Here is a 9,628-nt window from a genome sequence, read left to right as displayed (position 1 = left end):
GATAGATATGCCGCTACCCTTGGGAAATTCCGCAACACCCTTGTCTAAATCCAATGGAATAAACCGGAGCCTCGGTTCTGTAAACTGTTGGGGTAAGGCTCCCCATCCTGGGCGAATGGCGTTGAAGCCGACAGCTAGACGGGGCGAGATGGATTCTAGCTTCACTTCCAGAACGTCTCCCGGTTCAGCGCCTTTCACGTAAATGGGTCCCGTTAGCAAGTGTGGCCCTGGCCCAACTCGGCGCTCTGGGGGTAAATGCTGACAAATTTCCAGAAATTCCGGCGTGAGAAATTCTGGGGGCGCTTTTTCAGAAATATAGAAACCGGTGTAGGTTTCAACGTCGATGCTGTCACCTGAATCAACCTTTAATGCGGGTTCCAATTGATGGGAGAAACCACCTAAATGAACCGTTTGACAGCTGGCTGTGAGAATGTGGTGAGTCATCTAGCATTAGGAGACATGAACAAAAGCTTCGCCACTCAATTATGCAGGGAAAAGCTTAATAACGCTAACACGTTCAATACTAACCTCGCAATCTATGGGCGTAACTTATTCGCTAAATTTAGTTTTTGAAAGCGTCTATCCACTTTTTTAGCGTGTGTCCAGACTTACCCTACTAGTTAATGATAAGGCTGCTACTTCCCAACGTAGATTTTGTCGCGCTTTTTCCTCTAATTTGGCGAATAGAAAATCGGTTACATAGATTCTGGAGCGCTGCAAAAAACTTTGTAGAACTTGTTTCCTCCCCATCCGATAGTCTACGTCAGACATCCAAGCATATTCTTGTCGAATAGATTGAGCATAAGTTTGATAGTCCTGCTCGTCTGAACCGAGAATAGCCAAGTCAGCATCCAGAAGAATTTGGCTGTCTATATCAGTGGGTGAGGCTTGATGAGTTTTGGTAGACAAAATTAGATTTTTAACGTTTTCAATTGTAGGCTTGGGTATTTTCAATAAATTGAGAGCGGATTCTGCGTATTCCACACTTTTATCTTCGTTATCTTTAGCTTTAGGGTCATAGATAACATCATGAAACCAAGCTGCAAGCTGAACAGAAGGGAAATTTAAACTAAGCGATTTCATCTGTTCAATTGTGTTTATTACTTTTTCAATATGCTCTAAAGTATGGTAAAATCTATCTGCCCCAGAATAAGCAGTGACTAAATCAAAAAATACCTTCTGTTTCACGTATGGCTCAACTAGAAACGGTTGAAGTAAAGTTTCCCAATTGGATTTTAAAGTTTCAACGGCAGTGATTTTCATTGGAATTCAAGACAGGTTTTTGTCGGATACTTTTAATCAGGGCTAAAGCCTCGTCCCCTTCTGGGCGGGGTGTGTTTACACTTAACGCTACCGTGTTGCGCTTCGCTAACACACTTCATACTTGAGATGACGATTAGCAAAGACTTATGGCAGTCCAATCAAGATTTAGCACAAGCCTGTCTTGAACACCCTTTTGTACAAGGGATTGCTAGTGGCACCCTCGATCGCACAAAATTTGCTTACTACGTTGGCCAAGATGCCTTTTTCCTAGAAGCTTTTGCTCGTGCTTATAGTATTGCAGCGGCTAAGGCTACGGATTGGGAAGGATTTAATTCTTTTCACACTCTCGCTGGGGGTGTTCTGGCAGAACTGAAGCTGCACGAGGGTTATGCCGCAAACTGGGGGGTAGACTTGCGAACAGTCGAACCCGGTGCAGCAACACGTCGCTATACGGATTTTTTACTGGCGACAGCTTGGGGAAGTGACGTGAGTTTAATCACGGTGGCAATGAGTCCCTGTATGCGTCTTTATGCGTTCTTAGGTCAAAAATTAGCTGATGATGGGATTCCAACTCATCAATATGCGGACTGGATTAGCACCTATAGCCATCCAGACTTTGAGCAATTGGCGCAGAATCTAGAGAAGTTGACTGACCAGTATACTCAACTTACGGTATCGGTAGAATCAAACTATCGTTATGCCATGTTGTGTGAGCGAGATTTCTTTGAGGCTGCGTGGCAAATCTAAACAAAAGTAGGGATAACGCGGCGTTCATGATTCTGCCGCCATTGCTTGCACAATTTCCTTGAGAGTCTGGGGGACTGAGCGAGGTTGCCAGCCGAGTTCGGTGCGAGCTTTGCTAGCATCTACTCGAACGCAACGGTCATATATATAGTGAACGCGCTCTCGACTTATGGGAGGTTGCCATTTGAACAGGCGTCCAATCGGGTCGAGTAAGTTCCCTGCTAATCTAACTAAGGGTTTGGGCGCTTCGCGCGGGAAGGGAACTCCACTCTCTTGAGAGAGGATACCAAACATTTCACGGGTCGTCAGGTCACCGGCAGAAATGATGTAATGTTCACCCGGTTGAGCTTTTTGGGCGGCGAGAATCATTGCCGCCACTAAGTCATCGACGTGGACAATACCCGTAATGCGATCGCCTCCTGCCCAAATTTTCAACCCACCTTTGAGAAATTGCTGCATCACGGGGCCAAAATGGGGGTCATCGGCACCAAAAATTCCAGAGGGGAGGATACTCACAACGGGTAGACTTTGGGCGGCAAAGCGATCGACAATTTGTTGAGCGTCGTATTTTGTGCGATCGTAGGCCGAAGAAAAATCAGTTTGTTCCCGTTGGAAGGTTTCATCCACAACTCGTCCTTGAGTGTCACCAAACACACCAATTGTGCTGCAATACACGACTTTCGAGACGCCAGCAGCTTGAGCAACTTCCATCACAGCGCGAGTTCCTGCCACATTCACCCGCTCCATTAGCGCCGCATCAACAAGACCTAACTCGACATAAGCCGCTGTGTGAAACACCCAGTCTACCCCAGTCATGGCTGTTTTCAGGGCATTTTGGTCTGTGATGTCGCCGTACACCAATTTCACGTTGCAACCCGATAAACGCTCGAGGTTGCTGGACTGGCGGACTAAACCAACAACAGCATCGCCTCGCTGTTCTAAGGCTTTGACTAAGTGAGAGCCTGTAAATCCGTTAGCACCCGTGACGAGGGCTTTCATAAGTTTTGTTAGTTTTTTGTTACTAGGTGACTGTGTAACAAGATAAGTGAATTTGCGCCCGTGTAACCCAAGTTGCTAGTTAATGCATGTTGTTAGGGACGGGGTGAACTCAGATGGATTAATAATTGCTGGAGCGCTGGAGCAGAAGTAGCCTAAAAGTTATCTGTAAGCATTCAAAGCTAAGCTATCAGGCTTCGTAGTATATTGTAGTATGCTCGATAAAGCTTGCAGAGTTAACTGGAGTTCATGTGGGAATGCAAATTGAACCATACGACCCTCGCCACCTTGATGCTGTTATTCGTCTTTCGCTTCGGGCATGGACTCCGGTCTTTGATTCGATTCAGAACGCGATGAGCGCTGATGTGTACCAGGCATTCTATCCCAATCATTGGCGTGTGAGCCAGCAAAAAGCTGTCGAGGATGTCTGTGCTGCCCAAGACACGAATGTATGGGTTGCTATCGATGCAGGTTCTACTGTGGGCTTTGTAGCCGTGAAACTACACTCAGAGGACAGTATGGGTGAAATCTATATGGTTGCTGTCGATCCAGACTTTCAAGGTCACGGCATTGGTAGTGCTCTGATAGAATTCGCTCTGGCTTGGATGAAAGATGCTGGGATGTCTATTGCTATGGTTGAAACTGGGGGCGATCCCGGTCATGCCCCAGCCCGTCACACCTATGAAAAGGTGGGTTTTGAGCTATTCCCAGTTGCTAGATACTTCAAGAAGCTCTAAGTGCAGATGTGTTGATTTCGCGATCGCATTGTATCCTTCAGCTTAATGCGATCGCAATCTCTAGAGATGACACGCAATTAGCAGCCAGTGGACTGGACATCATTATTTAAAATCACTCAAATACGATAAGAGCATGAATGTAATCATGGAGGAACATACGCGGACAGCCTTGAAGCAACGACAATGGACTTGTGTTACCGAAGATATGAATCTGATATCACAAGGAGCTTCATTTGTTACGTTGTGGAAACAGTATACAAATGGCGTTGCTATTACGCTCTCTATTCACTCTGAGGACGGTCAGTTTGTGTTGTATCAAGATGTAGGTCATGCAGCATCTGGAACAAAAAGAACTAATTGCGGTACGTTTTCAACCGCAGATGCTGTGGTACATCAACTGATTCAAGAATGCTATAGCTGGGATAATACGTGGGGGATGTAATACAAGAACCGGGGCGATCACATTGTATCCTTCAACTTAATGCGATCGCCCGATTTTGTAGGTCAGGTTGAAGGATGATACCCGACACTCATCACTGCTTCTCTACCTCAATGTTTAGCATAGAGCCCCAAAGCTAGGCGGTAATTCCACTAAATTCAAATCGAAAACTCTAGTTGTAAACTGATCGTTGAGCAGAAACGAGGAGCTGAGATGACTCTAAACCAGGAAGGAATAGTCATGATGCCTCAGGAAGGCGATGTTTTGACAGTTGCTGGTGACGCTGTCACGTTCAAAGCATTGGGCCAGAACACTCAGGGGCAATATGCGCTGATTGAGATTTTATGTAATCCTGAGGTCGGTACGCCCCCCCATATTCATAGTCGTGAAGATGAAGCGTTTTACGTTCTTGAGGGTGAAGTCGAGTTTCGCTTAGATGACCAAACTATTTTGGCAACACCCGGTACGTTCTTACATTCTCCCAGGGGACAAAAACACAGTTTCAAAAATACTGGAACGACGCGATCGCGAATGTTGTGTTGGGTAACACCTGCGGGTTTGGAAATGTTCTTTGCTGAAGTTGGGAGACCTGTGGCTGATCCACTCAATCCACCTGTGCCGGATCAGGCTGCGATCGATAAGCTACTAGCGACGGCACCAAAATATGGACTCACAATCTTACCCCCTGAAGCGTAAGTTCTTTAAGTTTATTAATTCTGCCCACTTAAAGATCGGGATTATGTGATCGCCCGATCTTGTAGTTCGGGTTGCAGGATGAAACCCGACACTCATCACTGCTTCTCCACTTCAATCCTGGTGCGATCGCTCAGTCGATCGTTCTATTAACAGCCGATTTTAATTCAACATTTTATTACCAGAAGTTTTGCCAATCCGTTCAGGATTAGGTTTTAGCTCATCGGGTAGAGATTGAACGGTTCCCCACTGGTTGACAAAATTCTGCAAAAGTGCTTCCTGCTGAGCGCGGAATCCTTCTAAATTGTTTCCTCCATTCATTGTTGCAAACCAAACGATACCCTGTTGTTGAGTAGGGAATGCTCCCGCTAAGGCACTAACTGTATTTAAACTGCCTGATTTAACAACTAAGAATGGGGGAAGTTTGCGCTGATTTAGGATGCCTTCATCTTGTCCCACGATCGCAAACAAATCACCAATTGTCATGTTGTACGGTTGCAGGTAGCGCTCAAGTGCCAGAAACATGGCACAGACAGCACGAGGAGAAATTCGGTTGAGTGGACTCAACCCAGAACCGTTAACTAGGATAATTTCGGATTGAGACACCCCTGCGGCTTGCGCGGCTTTAAACGCTACGACTTTGGCACCGCCGACAGAACTGGCTATCATCTCCGCCATCTTATTGTTGCTGTACTGATTCATCTTTTTAAGCAGTTCAGCGAGGGGGAAGGAATAGTGCTGGATGAGAGGTTTCACGTTGCTGGGAGGTGAAGGTTTCACCTGTACGGAACCTGCGATCGCAACTTGGGGTTTAGCGGTGTCTGGAGGCAATGTTTTATACTGCGTTTGGGCGGCGGGAGGCCAAGATTGAGCATTTAAGCCTTGTTTGAGCAGATTACCGGATTTGAGGGGGCTAGACTCAAAGTTCATGTAAAATTTGCCCGTGATGATTAAATTGCCTGTCACCTGCTTGATGCCCATGTCATTGAGGTGATTGCCGATCGCGATCGCTTCTTCCCAAACAAAAAACGGGTCTTCTTCTCCCTGAATCACCAAGTCTCCTTTTAATACCCCGTTCTGAATCGGTCCGGTTGCGCCAATCTGGGTGATAAATTGGCGATCGGGGCCAAAGGTTTGTAGTGCTGCCAAAGAGGTTGCCACTTTAGTGAGGGAAGCAGCAGGTAAGGGAACGGTACCTTGATGATTGGCTAAAAGGGTATTCCCTGCTTGTATCCACATGCCTTGGCTTTGCTTAGCAAATCCTTTGGCAGCGAACCCGTTGAAGTATTGCTCAATTTGCTGTTGGATGGCGGGGTCGGGATTATCGGGAGAGGCGAGGGATGGTATTGCTGGCTTTTTCGCAAGCGCGACTGGATTTCCTGATTCTGTGGCACTCTCGGCCTTGTTGGTTGATGAGCGGGGAGAATTAGATTGAAAAGAACATCCTGCAAGAAGCGTTGCTAGAGCGATCGATAGTGCAGCAGTCAAGCGAAAGGTTTTCGGCATAGCGTTGAGTTGAGAGTACCATCTCGTGGTTGACCAAAAAACTGCCTTGAAAGAGGGGAGTAGGGAGTGGGGAATCGGGAATTGGGAATGGCGGAGTTAGGCTTTCATTGTTTATTGTGTGCGTAGCTCATGGGGCGTCTTGCACCAGTACAACTGAATTGCTTTTCTTTGGTGCCAATAGATGAGAGAAAAGGGCGTGATGCAATAAAAGTCTTTCAAGAGCAGTGAAAACCATTCTTGTACACGCCCAAGCGTTAGTTTACACCCTGCTCAACTTGATGCCGACCTCTTAGAGGACGGCGATCCTGGTTGCAGGTGATCGTTGACCTGACAACCAAGCGAAAAATGTGGGAAATTCAAAATGTCCGACCCTCAATCGTCTTAACCACCCTCTAGAGAATTTTTCTCTGATTCGGGAAGGATGCTAGGAATTGCCATGAACACCAGCATAATCAGGTTAGCCACCCAAAACAGCAGAACTAACCACAATAAACCGAGCCAAAGCATTGGATAAGCGAATAAGTGCAGACCTTCCCACAACTGCCAAATCCGAAACCCTGTATAGAGCGTTCCAATAATGACAACAACGCTTTTGCTTAAGAGACGGCTGAAACTGGCTTCAGTTGCAAGCTGAACGGCAACAGCCAACAGGTAGCAACTGAAAAACTGGCGAGGAATTGACCGATCCCAGAAAGCCACCAACATGATCAAGGGCAAAATTACCCCAACTCCTAGAGCCACCTTGACCCAAATCCTCATGAACTGCCACTGTAGAGAGCTGAAAGCCATCATGGTTTTGAGTGGTAATGTCCCTTTTTTGACTAACCAACCGACTAGAGCACTCAATAGCGTAGCAACAGCAATAAATAAAAATACGGTAAGCCAACGATTAGCGATGAGGGCTTGACTTGAGTTCATCAGCATTTACGTTTCAACCTCAACTTAAGCGGAATTGACCTTAGTGCCTAGGTTAATCTAACCCAGTGCTTTGATGGCAAAAATGAACTTTGCACCCGAAGAGCGCCCCAGGGTTAAATTGAAATGTCTGCGACTTCTGGAGTTTTCAGAAAAGACTGAATAGATAACGTTATCAACAGATTCGGGATTGAAGATGCGATCGCTCCTCGCCTGAGCAGGGACGCTTCACTGTACAGCATAGCGGCTTGCCTCCTGCGTCAACTTCCCAGTAACAATTTATGGAGCTATCCGGAAATCGACGCGATCGCAGGTGTAGAACTGGTCTTATTGAATCCATCTGCGTCAGCTAGTTGCTGAATTCGCTGTAAGGAGAGAAGCCATGCACACCATCGGCAGATTTGTTAGAACTTGGATGCCGTTTCTACTCGTCCTCACCCTCGTCCTGGGGATAGCCGGGTGTGACATCGCCAAAATCACCTCAAAGGTTGAACCCCTCCCTGCCGTTACCCCTCTCCCTCTCCCGCAACTCCCGGACTGGATTGAGCAGATTAGCCCAACAGGTGCGGCTGAACCATTGGCTCAAATCCGCATCCGGTTTAAAGAACCCCTGATTCCCGTTGAGAGCCTTGACAGTCCTCAACAACAGAATCTCCTGAATAAATTTGAGATTTTGCCCCCTCTCAAGGGACAATTTCGCTTTTTAACCCCCCGGATGGTGGGATTCCAAGCTGACGAAGCGTTGCCGAAAGCGACTCGTGTGAAAGTTACCCTAAAAGCAGGATTAGCCGACCTCAACAAGCATCGCTTGGAGAAAGATATTGCTTGGACGTTTAATACTCAAGCGATTCAACTCACAAATTTGCCAGGGAAAACGGCAACTCCCGACTCTCAAGTGGAACCCTTCGACGTAAAGCCGACTCTGAAAGTTACATCGAATGTAGAACTGGATTTAGATTCTCTCAAAGAGCATGTCACCCTTATTCCACAAGGGCAGAAACAGAAAGAGAATATTTCTTTAAAGGTGGCTCTAGAAGAAGACAAAACCCCCACCACCTCCGACCAAACTCAGGAACAAGCTAACCCAAACCAACCTGAAGAGAAATTTGACCCCTCACAGCGTAACTGGGTTTATACCCTAACACCGCAGCGCTCGCTAGAAAAAGCAACGAATTATCGCCTAGAATTTTCCCCAGGTTTGCGCCCTACTCGTGGCAATCTCCCGACAGAAACTCCTGTTGTTAGTCAAGTTACTACCTACGCCCCCCTCGCGTTTCAAGGAATCGGATTTGCTGGTGAGGAACGATTTTTCAAAGGGATTGCTCAACTGAAATTTAATAATGGTGTTGTGGCAGAGTCAGCGGTTAAAAACATTACCATCAAACCTACCCCCACAAAAGAAGCGCCTCCCCTCGTGAAAGCCTATGACGGTGAAAACACCGTCAGTCTCAACCCTTGGGCATTAGAACCCACGACAACCTATACTCTGACTCTCGGTGCCAACATCAAAGATAAATTTGGGCAAACCTTGGGAAAACCTGTAACGGTGAAGTATGAAACGGGGGATAGGGCGGCTGATATTTGGGCACCCTCCAATCTCAATATTTTTCCATCCAATCAAAACTTACAGTTAAATATTTCTACTGTTAATCTGCCCGAATCGCAGTATAAAGCGGCTTATCGCCCCCTTACACCAACTGATTTAATTTATACCGATTCCGCTTATCCCAAAGGCAATAGTAATGATTTACTTCCCCCACCCGATAAATGGTCAAGCTTTAAAGTATCGGGAAAGAAAAATCAGTCCACTGAACTAACCGTTCCTTTACGGGAAAAACTAGGTGGGGATACAGGAATGCTTGCCTATGGGATTCAAGCACGAACTAATCGTTATCAGGATAATGGACAACTGAAGTGGCGGGAACCAACCTTTTATGGACTGGTAGAGTTAACCAATTTGGGAGTGTTTGCTCAGTGGTTTCCAGAGTCAGGATTAGTCCGAGTACATCATCTTTCCGATGGTTCTCCTGTAGCAGCAGCGACGGTTGAAATTTATGAATCCCAATTAGAGGCAAAATCTCCATCCCCATCTGTACTTTGTGCAACGGGTAAAACTGACCCAACTGGAACCTTGCTGCTGAATAGTAAGGATTTGCAGAAGTGTATCAAGGGTGGCGGTCAAAGTTTTTCAGAAGCGCCTAAATTATTAGTCATTGCCCGTGACGGGAAAGATTGGGCATTTACTCGGACGAATGAATATAGCGGAGTTTACGACTACGACATCAATGGCGGTTGGCAGAGTAGAAAACCCGAATCAAGGGGAACAATCTTTTCC

The 9,628-nt window shown here is 46.5% G+C and carries 11 protein-coding genes; 5 read left to right on the top strand and 6 right to left on the bottom strand.

The window, feature by feature from the left end; translation table 11 throughout:
* Together V6C93_RS26685 and V6C93_RS26680 are read right to left on the bottom strand one after the other, a co-directional pair.
* A partial coding sequence (locus tag V6C93_RS26685; protein ID WP_333479701.1) for an acetamidase/formamidase family protein occupies nt 1-444 on the bottom strand: 444 nt, incomplete at its 3' end.
* A 147-nt stretch (nt 445-591) separates the two neighbouring features.
* Complete coding sequence (locus V6C93_RS26680; RefSeq protein WP_333479700.1) at nt 592-1,263, bottom strand: hypothetical protein; 672 nt, start codon at nt 1,261-1,263, stop codon at nt 592-594.
* Between the two features lie 126 nt (nt 1,264-1,389).
* Here V6C93_RS26680 and V6C93_RS26675 point away from each other — a divergent pair, with 126 nt between their 5' ends.
* A complete protein-coding gene (locus V6C93_RS26675; protein ID WP_333479699.1) occupies nt 1,390-2,010 on the top strand; it encodes a TenA family protein in 621 nt (206 codons plus the stop codon).
* Nucleotides 2,011-2,034: 24 nt separating this feature from the next.
* Here V6C93_RS26675 and V6C93_RS26670 read toward each other — a convergent pair whose 3' ends face one another.
* The gene (locus V6C93_RS26670) at nt 2,035-3,006 is read right to left on the bottom strand and encodes an NAD-dependent epimerase/dehydratase family protein (RefSeq protein WP_333479698.1); all 972 of its coding nucleotides are present in this window, start codon (nt 3,004-3,006) and stop codon (nt 2,035-2,037) included.
* 254 nt (nt 3,007-3,260) lie between these two features.
* Here V6C93_RS26670 and V6C93_RS26665 point away from each other — a divergent pair, with 254 nt between their 5' ends.
* From V6C93_RS26665 to V6C93_RS26655, 3 genes are all read left to right on the top strand, one after another.
* Nucleotides 3,261-3,740 carry a GNAT family N-acetyltransferase gene (locus V6C93_RS26665; RefSeq protein ID WP_333479697.1) on the top strand — a complete coding sequence of 160 codons (480 nt, stop codon included), beginning with the start codon at nt 3,261-3,263 and terminating at the stop codon, nt 3,738-3,740.
* Nucleotides 3,741-3,885: 145 nt separating this feature from the next.
* Nucleotides 3,886-4,182, top strand: coding sequence for a hypothetical protein (locus V6C93_RS26660; protein WP_333479696.1), 297 nt, complete (start codon nt 3,886-3,888; stop codon nt 4,180-4,182).
* Nucleotides 4,183-4,392: 210 nt separating this feature from the next.
* Nucleotides 4,393-4,875: a quercetin 2,3-dioxygenase gene (locus V6C93_RS26655; protein ID WP_333479695.1), complete on the top strand. Its 483-nt coding sequence runs from the start codon at nt 4,393-4,395 to the stop codon at nt 4,873-4,875.
* A 159-nt stretch (nt 4,876-5,034) separates the two neighbouring features.
* Here V6C93_RS26655 and V6C93_RS26650 read toward each other — a convergent pair whose 3' ends face one another.
* The 3 genes from V6C93_RS26650 to V6C93_RS26640 all read right to left on the bottom strand — a co-directional run bounded on the left by V6C93_RS26650 (nt 5,035) and on the right by V6C93_RS26640 (nt 7,535).
* Nucleotides 5,035-6,378 (bottom strand): D-alanyl-D-alanine carboxypeptidase, encoded by a 1,344-nt coding sequence (locus V6C93_RS26650; protein ID WP_333479694.1) that lies wholly within the window; start codon nt 6,376-6,378, stop codon nt 5,035-5,037.
* A 381-nt stretch (nt 6,379-6,759) separates the two neighbouring features.
* Nucleotides 6,760-7,296, bottom strand: a complete 537-nt coding sequence (locus V6C93_RS26645; protein ID WP_333479693.1) for a hypothetical protein — start codon at nt 7,294-7,296, stop codon at nt 6,760-6,762.
* A gap of 113 nt (nt 7,297-7,409) precedes the next feature.
* A complete protein-coding gene (locus V6C93_RS26640) occupies nt 7,410-7,535 on the bottom strand; it encodes a hypothetical protein (protein WP_333479692.1) in 126 nt (41 codons plus the stop codon).
* 140 nt (nt 7,536-7,675) lie between these two features.
* Between V6C93_RS26640 and V6C93_RS26635 the strand changes: the two genes are divergently transcribed.
* Nucleotides 7,676-9,628 (top strand): Ig-like domain-containing protein (locus V6C93_RS26635; protein ID WP_333479691.1); only part of this gene is annotated, 1,953 nt, incomplete at its 3' end.

This window comes from Allocoleopsis sp. (genome assembly GCF_036703385.1).
GTDB lineage: Bacteria > Cyanobacteriota > Cyanobacteriia > Cyanobacteriales > Coleofasciculaceae > Allocoleopsis.
The sequence above is the reverse complement of the archived record's forward strand: the minus strand, read 5'-3'. Positions and strand labels throughout refer to the sequence as shown.

Excerpts from the sequence above, each read along its gene's own strand:
- V6C93_RS26680 (WP_333479700.1), bottom strand. The coding sequence starts at position 1,263 with ATGAAAATCACTGCCGTTGAAACTTTAAAATCCAATTGGGAAACTTTA.
- V6C93_RS26675 (WP_333479699.1), top strand. The coding sequence starts at position 1,390 with ATGACGATTAGCAAAGACTTATGGCAGTCCAATCAAGATTTAGCACAA.
- V6C93_RS26670 (WP_333479698.1), bottom strand. The coding sequence starts at position 3,006 with ATGAAAGCCCTCGTCACGGGTGCTAACGGATTTACAGGCTCTCACTTA.
- V6C93_RS26665 (WP_333479697.1), top strand. The coding sequence starts at position 3,261 with ATGCAAATTGAACCATACGACCCTCGCCACCTTGATGCTGTTATTCGT.
- V6C93_RS26660 (WP_333479696.1), top strand. The coding sequence starts at position 3,886 with ATGGAGGAACATACGCGGACAGCCTTGAAGCAACGACAATGGACTTGT.
- V6C93_RS26655 (WP_333479695.1), top strand. The coding sequence starts at position 4,393 with ATGACTCTAAACCAGGAAGGAATAGTCATGATGCCTCAGGAAGGCGAT.
- V6C93_RS26650 (WP_333479694.1), bottom strand. The coding sequence starts at position 6,378 with ATGCCGAAAACCTTTCGCTTGACTGCTGCACTATCGATCGCTCTAGCA.
- V6C93_RS26645 (WP_333479693.1), bottom strand. The coding sequence starts at position 7,296 with ATGAACTCAAGTCAAGCCCTCATCGCTAATCGTTGGCTTACCGTATTT.
- V6C93_RS26640 (WP_333479692.1), bottom strand. The coding sequence starts at position 7,535 with ATGCTGTACAGTGAAGCGTCCCTGCTCAGGCGAGGAGCGATCGCATCT.